This is a genomic window from Streptomyces sp. NPDC016459, assembly GCF_040632845.1.
GTDB lineage: Bacteria > Actinomycetota > Actinomycetes > Streptomycetales > Streptomycetaceae > Streptomyces.
In genome coordinates, this window is the sequence record NZ_JBEYCR010000018.1 from 52,604 (window position 1) to 68,909 (window position 16,306).

Sequence of the window (16,306 nt, forward strand, 5' to 3'; positions counted from 1 at the left end):
ACGGGCCCCGACGGGCGGCCCGCGCCATCAGGCGGCGTCGGCAGCGGGCCAGGCGCCGTTCACCGACCGGCACCAGGTCGAAGACCACCTCCGCCTTCTCCCCGTCCGTGCGGCCGGACACCTCGCGCGCGCGGGATCACACCGCTGTCGCCCGATCCGGTTCGTCAAGGGGGGTGTTGACCCTCAGCCACCGGTAGCCGTACGGGTCCAGCGCGACATCGACGAGGCCGGCGGCCGCCGACTTGAGGGTGTCACCGGTGAAGACATCGGTGAGCAGCCGGCCGCCCCTCAGTCCCGGGACCTCGACGGAGGCGGTGACGGACCGCTCGGAGAAATTGTGCAGCACGAGCACCGCGCCGCCCTCCAGCGAACTGAGGTGGACCAGCACGCCCGGGTCGTCCGCGTCGATGACCCGGTAGTCGCCCCAGGCCAGCTCGGGGGTCTCCCGGTAGCGTTCGATCAGCGTCCGCATCCGGCCCAGCGGCGAAGCCGGGTCGTGCGCCTGGTCGTGCGCGTTGACCTTCGTCGGGCCGAACGCACCCGTCGCGACGGGATTGGGCAGCTCCACTCCCTCCCCCGCGGTGAAACCGCCACTCTTGTCGGGCGTCCACTGCATCGGGGTGCGGACGGCCTGACGGCCCTCGGCGGCAAGGTTCTCGCCCATGCCTATCTCCTCGCCGTAGAACAGCACCGGTGTGCCGGGCAGGGAGAAGAGCAGGCTGTAGGCCAGTTCCACGCGCCGCCGGTCGCCATCGACCATCGGCGGCAGGCGGCGGCGCAGGCCCCGGTCGTAGAGCTGCATGTCCTTGTCGGGGCCGAAGGCGGCGAACACCTCGGCGCGCTCGTCGTCGTCGAGTTTGTCGAGCGTGAGCTCGTCGTGGTTGCGGACGAACGTCGCCCAGTGCGCGTCGCGGGGCGCCGGGGGGCGCTCCCGGAGAGCCGCCGCCAGAGGGGCCGCCTCGCCCCGCGCCATCGACAGGTACATCTGCTGCATACCGATGAAGTCGAAGCACATGGTCAGCTCGTCACCGCGGGAGGACTCCGAGTCGCCGAAGAACTTCGCGGTGTCCGGGTAGGGCAGGTTCACCTCGCCCAGCAGCACTGCGTCACCGCTGCGACGTCCGAGGAAGGCCCGCAGGTCGGCGAGGTACTCGTGCGGGTCGGGCAGCTGGTCCGCGTCCTCCTGGCCGTCGGTCTCCAGCAGGAACGGCACCGCGTCGACCCGGAATCCCGACAGTCCGAGCTGCGTCCAGAAGCCCATGATGCGCGCTATCTCGTCACGGACCGCCGGGTTGGCGACGTTGAGGTCGGGCTGCTGCTTGTAGAACCGGTGCAGGTAGTACTGCTCGGTGGTCTCGTCGTACTCCCACACGCTCTTCTCGACGTCGGGGAAGACCACACCCTCGGGGCCGTCCTCCAGCGGGCTGTCGCACCAGACGTACCAGTCGCGGTACTTCGACGTGCGGCTGGAGCGGGCGTCCTGGAACCACGGATGGTGGTCGGAGGTGTGGTTGACGACCAGGTCGGCGATGACCCGGATGCCCCGGTCGCGGGCGGTGCGCACGAACTCGGTGAAGTCGCCCAGCGTGCCGAGCCGGGGATCGACGGCGTAGAAGTCGGTGATGTCGTAGCCGTCGTCGCGCTCCCGCGTCGGGTAGAACGGCATCAGCCACACGCAGGTAACGCCGAGGCGCACCAAGTGGTCGATGCGCTGTGTCAGGCCCGCGAAGTCGCCGGTGCCGTCGCCGTCGGAGTCCTGGTACGTCTCCACGTCCAGGCAGTAGACGACCGCGTTCTTCCACCACAGGTCGGAGGTGCGGGTCAGCCTCATCGGACACCGTCCGCGACGGCGGCCGGGGGCCGGGTGACATCCAGCTGCGGCAGCACCTTCGCGCCGAACGCGTCGATGAAGGCGCTCTGCTCTTTGCCGACGTGATGCAGCATGACGGCGCCGAAGCCGAGGTCGGCGTACTCCTGGAGCCAGGCCGCGTGCCGGCCGAGATCGTTGGAGATGTTGACGGACTCCGCGACCCTGTCCGGAGAGACGTGCTCGCTGACGTTGTCGAACAGCTCGGCAGAGTCGAGGTCCCAGCTCGCCGGCGGCCCGTGCACGTTGGTGCGCCACTGGTCGTGAGCGAGTTCCTGGGCGGTTTCCAGGTCGGGGGCCCAGCTGAGGTGCACCTGGAGGTGCAGCCGACCGACGCCGCCAGCCGAACGGTAGGCGTCCACGATCCGGCGCAGTGTCTCGTGTGGCGCGTTCACCGTGATCAGGCCGTCCGCCCACTCCGCGCACCACCGCGCGGTCGCCTCGCTGCACGCGGCCCCCACCAACGGTGGCACCGTCTCCGGACGGGTCCACAACCTGGCCCGGTCCACGGTCACCAGCCCGTCGTGGCTCACCTCCTCGCCGCGCAGCAGCGCCCGGATGATGTCGACGCACTCGCGCAGCCTCGCGTTCCGGATGTCCTTACGCGGCCAACGGTCGCCGGTTATGTGCTCGTTGGACGCCTCACCGCTTCCCAGCGCCGCCCAGAAGCGGCCTCGGTACATCGCGGCGAGGCTGCCGATCGCCTGCGCGACGATCGCCGGATGGTAGCGCTGGCCCGGGGCGTTCACCACTCCGAAGGGGATCCTGTCGGTGGCCTGGAGCGCCGCGCCGAGCCAGGACCAGGCGAAGCCGGACTCACCCTGCCGGACGCTCCATGGTGAGAAGTGGTCCGAGCACATCGCGGCGGTGAAGCCCGCGCCTTCCGCGCGCACGACGGCTGCCAGCAGGTCGGCGGGAGGTACTTGTTCGTGGGAGGCGTGGAATCCATAGACGGTCATGGGATCCGCGTACCCGGCACCGGAGGGATCAACGGTCGCCGTCCCCGCCCGCTCGGTTCAGTCGGTGCGCCGGTGCACCCGCGCCTCCCACGGGGCAAGCACCAGGCGGCCGGGCCGCGGAGGGACCGACGGGCCGTTGCCCATGACGAGTTCGGCGCCGTCCCATCCGGCGGGCATCACGGCGGAGGCCGTGTCGCCGGTGAAGTTCCCGACGACCAAGAGCACCGTGCGGCCGTACCGGCGGGTGAACGCGTAGATCCGCTCGTCGTCCGGCAGCAGCATCGTGAAGTCGCCGTGGACGACGACCGGTTCCTGGTGCCGGAGGGCGACCAGCCGACGGTAGTGGTGGTAGACGGAGTCGGGATCCGCGAGGGCCGCTTCGGCGTTGACCTCGGTGTGGTCCGGGTTGACGGGGATCCACGGGGTGCCTGTGGTGAACCCCGCATGCGGGGACGCGTCCCACTACATGGGTGTACGGGCGTTGTCGCGGCCCATCGCCCGTAGTCCCGGGAGGACGTCTTCGGGTTCCGCCCCCGCGCGCAACGCCTCCGTGTAGTGGTTCAGGGACTCGATGTCCCTGAAGTCCTCGATGGTGCGCAAGGGCGAGTTGGCCATGCCGAGTTCCTCGCCCTGGTAGACGTACGGTGTGCCCCGGTGCAGGTGGAGCACGGTCGCGAGCATCGTCGCGGACCGGGTGCGGTGGCTCGGTCCGTCATAACCGAACCGAGAGACCACCCGGGGCTGGTCGTGGTTGTTCCAGTACAGGCTGTTCCACCCGACGTCGGCGAGGCCGGACTGCCAGCGGCCGAGCGAGGCCTTGAGGTCGGTGAGCCGCAGTGGGCGGGGATCGAACTTGCCCCGCCCGTGGTCGAGCCCTACGTGCTCGAACTGGAAGACCATGTCGAGCTCGGCACGCGCCGGGTCGGTGAACAGGCGGGCCTGCTCGACCGTCACCCCGGGCATCTCCCCGACGGTCAGCAGCCGGCCCGGGTACCGGGCGATCACCTCGCGGTGCATCTCCTGGAGGTAGTCGTGTATGCGGGGTCCGCAGACGAAGTAGGGCGAGCCGTCACCGTACGGCCCCTGTTCGTGCACCTCGCCGTCGGGGAGGGCGGGGTCCTTGGAGATGAGGTTGACGACGTCCATCCGGAAGCCGTCCACGCCCCGGTCCAGCCACCAGCGCATCATCGCGTACACGGCCCGACGCATCCGGGGGTTCTCCCAGTTGAGGTCTGGCTGCTTCGGCGAGAAGAGGTGGAGGTAGTACGCGTCGCTCGCCGCGTCCAGCTCCCAGGCGGAACCGGAGAAGAAGGAGCCCCAGTTGTGCGGATCCAGTATCAGCGTGCCCACCACTCAGGGGGCGGTCCCACGTTCTTGTCGGGGGAAGGCTTGCGCGGGGTTGGCTCGGAGGTCGGGGCACCCGTGCCCGGTCGAGGGTGGGCACAGGACGTAGCGAGAGGCGTGCGGGCTATGAGCGTCAAGTTGAAGATGTCCGGTGCGGTAGCAGTCGTGACGGTGGGGATCTGTGCCGGTCTACTCACCGGTTCGTCGGTCCATGCCGAGGAATCGACATACACCACGTTCACCAACTACGGGGACAAATGGAAAGGGCTCCTTACGGGGAATTGACACCCTGCCCGTCACTCATGCCGGGTCGTGTCGTTTTGATCGTGTTGGCTGACACGCTGCCAGGACGGGATGGTGACTGCGTTGGAGCAGACTGCGCATGGGCGGCGCGGGTGGTTGGCCGTCGGCTACGAGCGTTGCATCCGGGTCGCGTCGTGACGTCGAGCCAGCCAGTTCTTCGTATCCGGGATGTATGCAAGAGCTATCGCAGGGGCCCGGTCCTGCGTGGGGTGTCGCTGGATCTGCTCCCGGGGCAGCTGGTGGGCATCGTGGGCGAGAACGGCGCGGGCAAGAGCACGCTGCTGCGCATCCTGATGGGCGACCTGGCTCCGGACGCCGGTGTGGTGGAGTGCCACGGAGTGGTGGGCAGTTGCCCTCAGGACGCTGTGCTGAACGGCGCGTATTCGGTCGAGCAGCATCTGCGGTTCTTCCAGGAGGCCTATGGCCTGGACAGTCTGGACCGGGCCTTCGAGTTGCTTGAACAGCTGAACTGCACGGGCTGTCGGGGCGAGCGCCTTGAGGTGCTCAGCGGCGGCACCCGGCAGAAGCTCAACCTGGTCCTGGCGTTGATGCATGATCCGCGGGTGTTGCTCCTGGACGAGCCGTACCAGGGTTTCGACTGGGAGACCTATCTGCGGTTCTGGGATCTGGCGGGGACGCTGCGGGACCGGGGCTGCGCGGTGCTGGTGGTCTCCCATCTCGCTTACGATGCGGCTCGGCTGGACACGTTGTACCGCCTCGACGCGGGGGTTCTGAGCGAGATGGACCGGGCCGGAACGGGCGGGGTGTCGGTGTGAGGCGCTGGTGGTCGTGTTTCGGTACGGCGATGCGGTTCTCGATCGTCGAACAGGCCCGCAACAGGCTGGCGTTGCTCATCGTGCTCCTGTTCGTACCGCTGTGGATGACGCTGACCTTCGAGGTCGTGGCCAGGGAACCGTTGCGGTTCTACGTCCGTCCGGTCGGCGCCTACCTGGTCATGGACGGCAACCTACTGACCCAGGTGACCGGGGCGCTGCAGACCCTCGCGCTGGTGGTGGCGTTCATGATGTTCGTGGCCACGGCCCGCTCGGCGCTCTTCGACCGGCGTCTGGTGCAGGCCGGTTACCCGCGATCGTGCCTCGCGCTGGCGAAGTGCGCCTCGCTCGTCCTGGTGGCCGTCGTCGTCGCGGTGTACGCCACGGCGTGGGTGCATGTGTTCTGGCGGCCGGAGCAGCCCGTGGTGTTCGCCGCAGGATTGTTCACCGGCTCTCTGATCTACGGTGGTATCGGCATCGTCCTGGCGGCTGTGCTGCGCAGTGAGCTGGCGGGGATGTTCCTGGCGATCCTGATCAGCGCCATCGACCTGCTGCTGCAGAATCCCCTGATCAACCCGAACGCGGACAGCGTCCTCGTGCGATACCTGCCGGCTTACGGCGCGGTGCAGAGCTCGGTCGCGGCAGCGGAGCTGCATGTGGTGCCCTGGAGCTGTCTGCTACTGGGTGCCGGATGGGCTTTGGGGATGGCGGCCCTGGGCATGGCCGCCTTCGCTGTACGTACTCGCACTTTTTCTCCGGCTGCCGAGGCGGACCGGAAGGCGGCGACCGGCGTCGCGGAGACCTCCCCGTCACGGTGAAGGAAGCCGGTCGCCCTTCTCACGTGCCGGTCACGCCCGTACTCCTCGCTGAAGGGCATCAGAGCTGCCCACCGGTGGATCATTGGCGTGTTCGATGGCCTGAAGCGCGGTCCGCCACAGGTCGGGGAGCAGCGGGCCGACGGGGGTCCCGGAGTGGTGGACGACGCTGAGTCTGGCTGTGTTCTGGTAGGTGACCAGGCAGGTGTAGCACTGGTCGGGCCCGAGGGTGTCGGTGACGCCGTAGGCGGCGCGGGCGGCGTTGCCACGGTAGGTCAGAGGCCCGCCGAGCACGACATTGCTGGCGGTCAGGGGGTTTCCGAGTCGTCCGAACAGGCGCTTCGTGGCGCCGCCCGGGGTGAGCGCGGACAGCACCCGCAGGGCGTCGCGCTGGCGCAGGCGCTTGTGGCGGGCGGTCTGTGCCGCCACCAAGTGCAGGGCCTGGAGCGGTGACGGTTCGTCGCACGGCAGCACGATCCGCGTCAGGGCCATGTGGTTGCCGAGCGCTCCTTCCTGGCCGGGCCCTCGGAAGGACACGGGCATGCCGGTGATCACCGGTGGATGCGCCTTGTCGGACTGCTCGCCCTGCCAGAGGTGTACGGCGTGCGCGAGCGCCGCGAGGTAGATGTCGTTGACGCTCACACGATGCGCGTGGGCCAGATCTCGCAGATACGTCAGGGCGACGTCGGCGTACCGCACCTTGCGGGTGGGCCCTTGGGGCGAGCTGAAGGCAGGAGTCGGCCGTGAGGCGCGTAGGAGGGCGATCTGCTGTGCCAGCGCACTGATGAGCCCGGCCGCCGGGGGCCGCCTGGGCAGAGGCAGGGGCGGAGCGGCTGTCGGGTTGTCGTCGAGCAGAGCGAGCACAAGGGCGGCGACGCCGCCGTCGTAGAGGCCGTGGTCGCCGTGGAAGGCCAGGCTGTATTCGCCGGGACGGGGGATCAGCACGATGTTCCACGGCGGGCGGTCCTTGTCGGCTGGCGGTCCTTGGTTGAGGAGGAGTTCGGCCCCGACGTGGCTTGACTCGCCGCCCGCGGCCAGCACCCGGACGTGCCGGTCGGTGTCGAGCCGGTCGCTCCATTCCGCGGTTCTTCCACCGTCGCCGATGCGGTAGCGGAGGGCGGGCAGGTGTTCGGCGCGCTCGGCGACGCGGGCGCGCAGCCCCTCTACGGAGGGGGCGGGGCCGTCGAAGTCGAACAGCGCCACGATGGGAACCGGCCGACCGGCCGGCCCGGCGAGCAGCGCCTGGTCCGCCGCTCCCAGACGCACCGTGCGGGACGGGTGGTCATCGCCTGCTGATGTGAGCCATGTCGGCATGTGGTCTCCGCTCGTACGTCTTCGATGATGGCTTGAGGGCCCTGACGGCGTTTGGCGAGTCGGCCGTTGGTTTGGTCCACAGCCCGCAGGGCGGTTGGTGGCGGGTCAGCCGGTCGTGATCGGCTCGCCTGCACCGTTGGGCCGGTGCTCCTGGCGTCGCTCCTCAAAGCGCCCGGCCCGTACCCGCAGTCGCTCAAGGTGCTCGGCCAGTGCTTCGCGGTGCGCCTCGCCCGCCGAGCTGAGGTCCGTGCGGTCCATGACCCGCAACGCCCGCATGATCGGTGCGAGCACGGAGTCGAGGAACATCTGGGGGCCGTACCAGCCGGCCATGGCCAGACTCAGTGACATGGCGGCGAATCCTGGGATCGGCTGGCCGGGCATCCGGTAGTCGCACACCGCCCAGCGCAGCCCTTTCATCGCCTCGTCGGGGATCAGGTCGAAGATCTGCTCGTAGAGGTCGCGGTAGAAGACCATGTGCAGGTTCTCGTCCGCGGCGATCCGGCCGAACAGCTGCGCGCACACCGGTTCGGCGGTGTTGAGACCCGTGCTGCGGTGAGCGACCCGTGTTGCCAGTTCCTGGACCAGGACGTAGGCGATACCGCGCACTCCGCGTGGGAAGAAGCCAGGCATCGGCGTCGACATGTGCGTCATCCGTGCGCGTTCCAGGGCGACGGGGTCCACCGCCCGGGTCGCGTGGATGTAGGAGCGCAGCGCGATCGAGTGCCGGTCCTCCTCCGCTGTCCAGCGGTGCAGCCAGTTTCCCCAGGCGCCGTCGCGGCCCACGATGCTTGCCAGCTCGTGGTGGTAGGTGGGCAGGTTGTCCTCCGTCAGCAGGCTCAGCACCAGTGCCGAGCGTGCCAGGGGATCGAGTGCCGAGTGAGCGTCCTGCCACGGTGTCCCGTCCAGCGGTCCGTCGAAGTCGGTGCCCGCCCGCCAGGGGACGTACTGGTGGGGGAACCATTCCTTGGCGACCGTGAGGTGACGGTCCAACAGTCCGCCTACTACCGGCTCCATTTCCTCGATCCAGTTGAGGCCGCCTGGCGTCGCGCTGTGCAGGGAAATGTTCATGGACGTCACTGGCTGCCTCGGCTGCCTTCGGGGTGGTCGGTGAGGTGGACCTGGGGTGCGCCGCGGCGGGCTCTGCTGCCGCGGGGGACGGTGACCGGTCGGGCCAGTCGCAGGCCGGGGAAGCGGTGGGCGAGTGCGGGCAGGACGGTGGCGAGTTCCTGGCGGGCGACCTGGGCGCCGATGCAGTAGTGCGCGCCCGCGCCGAAGACTGCGTGGTGGGAGGCCGCGGGGGGTGGCGTGGTGGCGAAGCGGGTGCTGCGGGTGTGGTGGTCGTTGTCGGGGGTGAGGAGGAGGTAGACGCTCTCGCCGGCCTGGATGGTGTGCGAGGCCAGTGTGGTCCGCTGGAAGGTGCCGCGCTGGGTCCAGCTGACGGGCGGGTGCGCGCACAGCAGGTTCTCGACGGCCGCGGCCGCGCGATCGGGGTTCTCGCGCAGTACCGCGGCCTGGTCGGGGTATTCAGCGAGGGCGGCGCCGGCGTAGGCGAGGGCAACGGCGGTCGTCTCGTGCGCGGCGAAGAACAACAGCGCGAGGGTCGCGGCGAGGGTCTCGTTGTCGGGGAGGTCGGCGGTGAGCCTGGGGTCAGTGAGCCAGGTGGAGATGCGGTCGTCGCCCGGGCGGGTGCGCAGGCGGTCGATGTGGGCGTGCCAGTAGGCGCGGATGTCGCTGGTGACACGGTCGGCGTCGTCGAGTTCGGCGTCGCTGGCGACGTTGTGCGCGGCGGCGAAGCGCTCGCTGAAGTTAGCCAGGAGCGGTGCGTCGTCCTCGGGCAGGCCGGCCCAGGCGCACATGACCTGTGAGGGCATGAGTCCGGCGACCAGGGTGGTGAAGTCGGCCTCGCCGCGGGCGTGGATGTCGTGTTCCAGCGCGTCCAGGCGTTCGCGGGTGATCCGCTCGATGTGCGGGGCAAGGGCGTTGACGGAGCGGGCGCCGAAGAGGCCGTTGAGGGAGCGGCGCAGGTGGGTGTGGAGGGGCGGGTTGAGCAGCATCACCGAGCGGCACAGGAAGACGAGGCTTTCGTGGCGGCGCCAGCCGGGGGTGTGGGCGTCGCGCCATGCGGTGTCGCGCAGGTGGAAGACGGGGTCGGCCAGAACCTCGCGGACCAGCGCGGGGTCGGCGACCAGGACTCCTCCCCACAGCGTGGGCAGGACGGGGCCCAGGCGGCGCAGGGCCTCGTGGTGGGGGGCGGCGTCGACGGCGCGGTGCATGCGCATGAGGTGCCCGGTGGCGCGCATGGCGAGCGCCGTCGCGGGCGCGGTGGCGGTGTCGGTCACGTCAGGAGGCCGGCGTTCCTGCCGAGGCGTACAGCTCGGCGGCCTGGGCCAGGGTGGTGTCCTGGTCTGTGAGGGTGATGATGCGGCCGGTGGCGTTTTCGATCATGACGGCGAGTTCGGCGAGGGAGAGGGAGTCCATGTCGAGTTCGCGGAACGTCGTGTCGGGGTGGATCTTGGCGGGGTCCTGCTGGAGGTCCTCGATCAGCATGCGCGTCAGGGTCTCGTACACGGGGGCTCCTCGGTTCGTCTGTCGGATGTGTTGTGGCCGGTGCCGGGAAGGCAGCGGGTGAGGTCAGCGGCCGGATGCCGTCGCGGCGGGGATGGGTTGTGCGGCTGCGGTGAGGCGGAGGTTGTGGTGGAGGGCGTCGAGGATCACGGCGAGGGTGAGGGGATGCGGCAGGTAGCGGTCGAGGTCCGAGGGGTAGGGCGGCTGCTGGGGGGCCTGGAGGGAGAGCTGCGCGAGGCGGCCCATGCCGGTGAAACGGGTACGGGTGCTGGTGGGGTCGGCGAGGATCGGGTCTCCGGCGGGCAGCCCCACTTCGGCGAGGAACTCGGTGCAGACCCTGGCGAGTTCGCCGGCGGTCAGCCGGGCCGGGCCGGCCATCGCCCAGTGCAGCCCCGTCGCGTCGTCCTCGCCGTTCAGCAGGGCGTCGGTCAGGGCGGACAGGTAGGCGACGAGTGTCTCCAGCGGGATGACATCGCACCAGTGGTCGGGCGAGACGGGCAGGTTGCGGCCCTGGCCGCGCAGCAGGGCGCGGAACCAGATGTGCGGGAACTGGTGGGCGGGCGTGTCGATGCTGTTGCGGGGCGCGAACAGCGTGGGACAGCGGACGATGGCGACTGGGTGGGTGCTGGCGGCGGCTTCCTCGGCACGGCGCTTGGACTGGGCGTAGGCGCGCAGACTGCGGGCGGTGAGGTCGTCGCCTTCGACTTCCATCACGGCGGCCATGGAGGACAGCAGGAGCACTGGCGCCCCGGCAGCTCGGGCGAGCTCCATGATGCGGCGGGTGCCGTCCGCGTTGACCTCGTCGAAGGTGTCCAGGGTGTGCTGGGCGAAGTCGGTCTGGCCCCCGCAGTGCACGATCACATCGGTGTTGTGCGCCAGTTCGCGGTACTGGCCGGTGTCCAGGCCCAGTCGGTCGGCCGTCAGGTCCCCCGTCACGCAGGTGTGGGTGCCTTCTGACTGGCGGCGGTGGATCAGTGCGATGACGTGGTGGCGGTCGGTAAGGGCGGTGATCAGGCGTGAGCCGATTACACCGGTGGCGCCGGTGAGCAGGACAGTGGAGCGGGTATAGGGCACGGTGGTCTCTCTCGGGGCGGCGGTCAGGGCCTGGCGGCGGCGAGTTCGGCGACCGCGTTCTCCCACAGGCCGGCCAATTCGAGGACATGGCAGTCCTGTGCCCGGGCGGTGAAGCAGACAGTCGTCCGCGTCCCGTGGACGCACAGCACGCTGGTGAACACGTGGTCGCCGTGCAGCGGGGGCAGTCCGGTGACGGCGGTGACCGGATCGCCGTCGAACACCAAAGGACGGCGAAACCGGATGGAGGTCGCTGTGCCGAGGGAGTCGTCGGCGTCGGAGAATGCTGAGAACTCCTCCAGCAGCATGCGGTCGGGCATACGGTCCTGGACCCGGCGGGTGCGCTTCCGGGCCGAGCGCCCCTTCCAGGCGGCGGTTCTCTCGGCGACCAGGGCAAGCCTCCGGCCGGCCGAGGGTTCGTCGACCGGCAGCAGAATCCGGGTATGTCCCGCATGGTTCCCCCGGTCCCGGCGATCGGAGGGCATCCGCACGCTGAACGGCATGCGCACCGCCACGGGCCGGTCACATCCGCCTGCCCCGAGCCACACGCGCAAGGCGCCCGCGAGAGAAGCGAGATACACGTCGTGGTCGCTGCAGCCCGCCTCTCGGGCGATCTCACGCAGCGCCGCCGCCGGAACATCCGCGACGGCCATCACGCGGTTGGCAACGACCGCCTCTGCGGCCCCCGGGCCGCACGACGGCGGGATCACGGTCCCGGCAGGCTCGGCCGCCCCGAACAACCACTCCAGCGTGTGGACCATCGCCAGGCCGTCCTGGGCCGCGTGATGGACGCGGTAAACGAGAGAGTATCCGTCCTCGCCGTCGCTGCCGGGCAGCAGCCACAGGCCCCAACGCGGCCGGTCCGCGGGGACTGGCAGGTTCACCGCCCACTCCCCGGCGGACAGCGCCCCCGGGCCGTCGGCGACGTGGACGTGCGAGGCGACGTCGAAGCTGCCGAAGGGGGTCCACCGCTCCCGGCGCACCGGCCCGTCCAGGTGCTCGGCGAGAGCGGGCACCAGCGGAACCCGGGCTGCGGCCCAGGCCAGCAGACGCTCCCGTGTGGGCCTGCGGCCCCGCAACCGCAGCAGCGCCCCGATGACGTATCCGTCGCGAGGGTGACGGCGTTCCCATTCGAGCATCACACGGTCCATGCCCGGCGCCAGCCCGCCCGCACCGTCCACGGCACCCGCCTCTGGCAGAACAGGCACCGTGGACGGGGACCTGGATACCGTGTGCGGCTCCGTCATGGTGGCCGGGCCGCCTCCGTCGACACCATTCGTTCCCACTGCCGCTCCGCTCGCCGTCCGTTTGTGAACGCCCCCACGGCCGCTCATGCGTCACTCTGAGCAACGAGCCACAGGATGTTTGGTAATCGGCGGGTTGGGAGACATCCGGCGCCACCGGGCACGTCATGGTCTGCAGAAGGCCAGGACCACGTTGTGTCCCCCGAACCCGAAGGAGTTGCTCAGTGCAACGCCGATGGGCTGTTGTCGGACGGTCTTACCGACCAGGTTGAGGTCGAGGGCAGGGTCAGGGCTGTCGAGGTTGGCGGTGGGCGGGACGATGGAGTGCTGCACGCTCAGCACAGTCAGCACGGCCTCGACAGCACCGGCGGCCCCCAAGGAGTGGCCCAGGACTCCCTTGGCGGAGGTCACCAGAGGCCGGTGGGGCAGAACCTGGTTGATCACCCGGGACTCGACAACGTCGTTGAGGGGCGTAGCGGTGCCATGGGCGTTGACATGCTCCACATCCCGCGGCGCGAGTCCTGCGTCGTCCAGCGCCGCGCGCATCGCCCGGACCGCCCCGAGTCCCTCGGGATGGGGGGACGTCGGATGGTGGGCATCGGTCGTCATCCCGCTACCCGCCAGCAGCGCGCGGGGCCGGTGCCCGCGTGCAGCGGCGTCATCCACGCGTTCCAGGACCAGGACACCGGCGGCCTCGGCCATCACGAAACCGTCGCGGTCGACGTCGAAGGGCCGGGACGCTGTGGTGGGGTCCTGGGCTTGGGACAGGGCACCCAGGTTCGCGAAACCGGTCGTCGTCAACGGGGTGTTCGGTGCCTCGGTCCCGCCGGCGATCACGATGTCGCAGCGGTTGGCCAGCAGGAGGTCGCGGGCGGTGGCGATGGCCGTCGCACCCGAAGCGCATGCGGTCGACGTCACCAGGCTGGGACCACGCGCACCGTGGGCCAGGGCGATCTCCCCCGCCACCATGTTCGGGATCAGCATCGGAATGAACAGCGGCGAGACGGTGCTCGCGCCGTGCTCCCGCAGCCGGGCATGCTGCTTCTCCCACGTGCCCACGCCGCCGATGCCGCACCCGATGACCACACCGACCCGGGCCCCGTCCCACGTCCCGGTGTCCAGCCCGGCGTCGTCCACGGCTTCGCGCGCGGCCAGCAACGCGAGCTGGGTGAACCGGTCCAGCCGGAGGACGTTGCGACGCCCCAACCTGCCTACATCCAACTCGGGAACCGCGCAACAGAATTCAACCGGGAGCCCGGCCAACTCGGGACTGACGGCCGCGGCAGTTGAAGCCCCTTCGCAGACCCTGTGCCAGGTCTCGTTCACGTCCGCCCCGGCGGGGGTGATCATCCCCACGCCGGTGACGGCGATCTGCGCGGCGCTCACAGCAAGCCCCCGGCCGGAGGAATTGTCTCCGGCGCCCCACCGAACTTCTCCATGGGAACGCTGGTCAGCCAGTCCTCGATGGTGCTCACACACGCCTCTCAGTAAAGGTTGCGCCTCGCCACGACCCTTTAGAGTCAGCCCCGGCTTCCACGAAATGGCGCATCAACCAGACAACGGGCACCCCGCCACACGGGCACGGGTACTCACCCGAACGAGCAACACCAGGCCATTCGGCCGCTCGGCCGTTCAGGATCCGGTCCCGTGCTGGGGTGCGAAGCCGTCTGTATAAGGCGGTCGTGCATCGGTTCGACGACACCGGCCTGACTGACCAGTGCAGTGGCTCGCCGACCACGGTTGCAACGGCGTCGAGACAGTAACGGCCGTCACCGAGCCCACCACCTTCTCACTCCCACACCAGCTCCGCCGTAGCCTGCGGTAACACCAACACGATCAGCTGCCGAGTCGGATAGCCGCACCGAAACCGGAGACGGACCGGCCAGCACTCGGTCCGGCCGCGCGCCAACCTCCCCGCTCAGGGACACCTCCGCCCCGGACCCGGTGGCTCCCGAACTACGTCGGCTGCTGGAGGCCGGGCAGGACGAGGAACTGCGGGCACTCACTGACGAGGTGCTGCGGCAGCCGGCGGATGCGCGGGTCCGCAGTGTCCGGTATGTGTGGGCCAACAACAACCAAGCCCCCATCTTCGGCGACGGAACGTGTCTAAGAAGTGGAGATCGACGTCGACCTGGGGGTCGTCCTGGATCACGACGGGCTCGCCGGTGGCGCTCAGAACCATGCTGCTCTCCAAGGGCAGAACGGTGACATCCGCCCAGGATCGCAGCCAACCGCAATGAACTGCTGGGGCCGGAGCACCGACCGCGCCCGCGCACGTTAGGCCCCGGGACCCTGCGGCCCGCCGCCCCGTCCACGTGGCGCAGACTCAACGTGCCGACGTGCTCGGGCGCGACCTGCTCGGCCAGGATTAGGCCCAGGTCGGTTACCTAGGTGATGGCCTGTTCGTCAGGCATGGGTTGTCCCCTCTTCTGGCCGGCTCGCTGCCGACGCGTGTGGATCTTCCCATGAGGGGGCGTCAGCATGCCGTCTCTTGACAGATCGTGGGTGCACCCGTAGCCCCGCAACCCCCTACGGACCGCACCGGAATCCGGTCAGCCGACTGCGGCGTCCGACTCCTTCCCGAACCGGGGAACATCCTCAACACCCACGTCCAGGCGCAGCCGCCGGAAACGGAGCGGGTGGCGCCACACGCCGCCCTGGTCGATCGAGCAGTCGGCGCTGATCTCGGCCACTAGGTCGGGGCGGACCAGGCGCACGTCCAGGACGTCACGGCTCCCCCAGGTCGCGGCGAACGTGACGCCCTGCCAGGGGTGTCCGGGGTCGGCGGCGGCCAAATGCTCGGCGACCAGGGTCAGCTGTCGTGGGCCAGGATCAAATCGGCCATGTAATGCGGGCAGGCACGGTCATGCCACGTCACTGTTAAGACGTCTTTTCTTATGGTGTGATCATACGTTGAACCGTGCATGGTGGATCTGGTCGAACGGTTGGTGCCGGACGAGTTGTGGGTGCTGTTCCGACGGGTGGTGCCACCGACTGAGGTGATACGTCCGCAGGGCGGTGGCCGACGTCGGGCGGGTGACCGCGAGGCTTTGGCCGCGATCATCTTCGTGGCGACGTCGGGCTGCACGCGGCGGCAGCTGCCGCCGGTGTTCGGCCCGGCCTGGCCCACGGTCTACCGCCGCTTCGCCCAGTGGAGCCGGGAACGGGTCTTGGCCCGGCTCTACCGCGTGATCCTCGACGAACTTGGGGCGCGGGGCGAGCTGGACTGGTCGCGGTGCGCGATCGACTCGGTCAGTCTGCGGGCGGCAATAGGGGGCCTTTGACGGGACCGATCCGACCGATCGCGGCAAACTCGGATCGAAGATCCACCTGATCTGTGACCGGAACGGACTGCCGCTGTCCCTGGGGATCTCCGGCGCGAACATGCACGACAGCCAGGGCCTTGAGCCGCTCGTGCGAGGCATCCCGCCCATCCGCTCGCCGATGGCTCCGCGAGCGCAGCATCCGCCACCGCATCGCCCGCAAGGGCATTGAGTCCTCACAACGGCTGGGCCGGCACCGGTGGGTCGTGGAGAGAACCGTGTCCTGGCTGGCCGGCTGCCGACGGCTCCACCGCCGCTACGAGCGCAAGGCCGAACACTTCCTCGCCTTCGGCGGCATAGCAGCGACCTTGATCGGCTACCGCCGCCTGAACACCCTGCTCATGGCCTGAGCCGGTCCTGCTGCACGTCGAAGCAGACCAGTCCCATGGCCTCCGCGACGGCCGCCGCATAGGCCGACGTCTCTTCAGCCATGCTGAATCGCATGGGGAAGTGGATCAATGGTCCGCTGGCTTCGCCGATCAGCGGGCCGGTCGACCAGGGCGAGGTGTCCTCTTCGTCTTCGGCGAGGTCGCACCACCGCTCAAGCAGCACGGCGACGTACGTCGCGATGCGTTGCGACGGAAGCTCTTTCACCTCGCTGTCGATGTAGCGGTCGTACAGGTCGCTTAAGACCTGGCCGGCGGTCTTGTCATCCGCCGGCCTCTCGCCCTCCCAGACAGCAAGGTCGTAGCTCATGACCGGAGACTCTCATGTCGCTCTGACAGCCA

The 16,306-nt window shown here is 69.5% G+C and carries 15 protein-coding genes and 1 pseudogene; 3 read left to right on the forward strand and 13 right to left on the reverse strand.

Annotated elements, in window-relative coordinates:
* Positions 1–136: 136 nt before the first annotated feature.
* Genes ABZ567_RS28830 through ABZ567_RS28845 form a run of 4 tightly spaced genes read right to left on the reverse strand, consistent with a single transcriptional unit; the run spans position 137 to position 4,176 of the window.
* Positions 137–1,831, reverse strand: a complete 1,695-nt coding sequence (locus ABZ567_RS28830; protein ID WP_360795170.1) for an alpha-amylase family protein — start codon at positions 1,829–1,831, stop codon at positions 137–139.
* The gene (locus ABZ567_RS28835) at positions 1,828–2,826 is read right to left on the reverse strand and encodes a TIGR03885 family FMN-dependent LLM class oxidoreductase (RefSeq protein WP_360795173.1); all 999 of its coding nucleotides are present in this window, start codon (positions 2,824–2,826) and stop codon (positions 1,828–1,830) included. The genes ABZ567_RS28830 and ABZ567_RS28835 overlap by 4 nt, the downstream gene beginning before the upstream one ends.
* Positions 2,827–2,883: 57 nt before the next feature.
* A complete protein-coding gene (locus tag ABZ567_RS28840; protein WP_360795285.1) occupies positions 2,884–3,243 on the reverse strand; it encodes an alpha-glucosidase C-terminal domain-containing protein in 360 nt (119 codons plus the stop codon).
* Positions 3,244–3,288: 45 nt separating this feature from the next.
* Positions 3,289–4,176 (reverse strand): alpha-amylase family glycosyl hydrolase, encoded by an 888-nt coding sequence (locus ABZ567_RS28845; protein ID WP_360795176.1) that lies wholly within the window; start codon positions 4,174–4,176, stop codon positions 3,289–3,291.
* Positions 4,177–4,607: 431 nt separating this feature from the next.
* On the opposite strand from ABZ567_RS28845, the gene ABZ567_RS28850 reads away from it, so the two are divergent.
* Positions 4,608–5,249, forward strand: coding sequence for an ABC transporter ATP-binding protein (locus ABZ567_RS28850; protein ID WP_360795179.1), 642 nt, complete (start codon positions 4,608–4,610; stop codon positions 5,247–5,249).
* A 29-nt stretch (positions 5,250–5,278) separates the two neighbouring features.
* Positions 5,279–6,064: an ABC transporter permease gene (locus ABZ567_RS28855; protein ID WP_360795182.1), complete on the forward strand. Its 786-nt coding sequence runs from the start codon at positions 5,279–5,281 to the stop codon at positions 6,062–6,064.
* Between the two features lie 30 nt (positions 6,065–6,094).
* Here ABZ567_RS28855 and ABZ567_RS28860 read toward each other — a convergent pair whose 3' ends face one another.
* The 8 genes from ABZ567_RS28860 to ABZ567_RS28895 all read right to left on the reverse strand — a co-directional run bounded on the left by ABZ567_RS28860 (position 6,095) and on the right by ABZ567_RS28895 (position 15,050).
* Entirely contained in the window at positions 6,095–7,375 is a 1,281-nt protein-coding gene (locus tag ABZ567_RS28860) for a wax ester/triacylglycerol synthase domain-containing protein (RefSeq protein WP_360795185.1), read from the reverse strand.
* A 105-nt stretch (positions 7,376–7,480) separates the two neighbouring features.
* Positions 7,481–8,443, reverse strand: coding sequence for an acyl-ACP desaturase (locus ABZ567_RS28865; RefSeq protein ID WP_360795188.1), 963 nt, complete (start codon positions 8,441–8,443; stop codon positions 7,481–7,483).
* Between the two features lie 5 nt (positions 8,444–8,448).
* Complete coding sequence (locus tag ABZ567_RS28870; protein WP_360795191.1) at positions 8,449–9,714, reverse strand: cytochrome P450; 1,266 nt, start codon at positions 9,712–9,714, stop codon at positions 8,449–8,451.
* Position 9,715: 1 nt separating this feature from the next.
* Positions 9,716–9,943: an acyl carrier protein gene (locus ABZ567_RS28875; RefSeq protein ID WP_360795195.1), complete on the reverse strand. Its 228-nt coding sequence runs from the start codon at positions 9,941–9,943 to the stop codon at positions 9,716–9,718.
* A 63-nt stretch (positions 9,944–10,006) separates the two neighbouring features.
* Complete coding sequence (locus ABZ567_RS28880) at positions 10,007–11,014, reverse strand: SDR family oxidoreductase (protein ID WP_360795198.1); 1,008 nt, start codon at positions 11,012–11,014, stop codon at positions 10,007–10,009.
* A 23-nt stretch (positions 11,015–11,037) separates the two neighbouring features.
* Positions 11,038–12,219: a hypothetical protein gene (locus ABZ567_RS28885; protein ID WP_360795201.1), complete on the reverse strand. Its 1,182-nt coding sequence runs from the start codon at positions 12,217–12,219 to the stop codon at positions 11,038–11,040.
* Positions 12,220–12,420: 201 nt separating this feature from the next.
* Positions 12,421–13,641 (reverse strand): beta-ketoacyl-[acyl-carrier-protein] synthase family protein, encoded by a 1,221-nt coding sequence (locus tag ABZ567_RS28890; RefSeq protein ID WP_360795204.1) that lies wholly within the window; start codon positions 13,639–13,641, stop codon positions 12,421–12,423.
* A 1,166-nt stretch (positions 13,642–14,807) separates the two neighbouring features.
* Positions 14,808–15,050 (reverse strand): hypothetical protein, encoded by a 243-nt coding sequence (locus ABZ567_RS28895; protein ID WP_360795207.1) that lies wholly within the window; start codon positions 15,048–15,050, stop codon positions 14,808–14,810.
* Between the two features lie 129 nt (positions 15,051–15,179).
* On the opposite strand from ABZ567_RS28895, the pseudogene ABZ567_RS28900 reads away from it, so the two are divergent.
* Positions 15,180–15,928, forward strand: a pseudogene (locus ABZ567_RS28900) (IS5 family transposase).
* Here the strand turns inward: ABZ567_RS28900 and ABZ567_RS28905 are convergent.
* On the reverse strand, positions 15,918–16,274 hold the full coding sequence (locus ABZ567_RS28905; protein ID WP_360795210.1) for a hypothetical protein: 357 nt from the start codon (positions 16,272–16,274) through the stop codon (positions 15,918–15,920). The pseudogene ABZ567_RS28900 and the gene ABZ567_RS28905 sit on opposite strands and share 11 nt — an antisense overlap.
* Positions 16,275–16,306 lie beyond the last annotated feature (32 nt).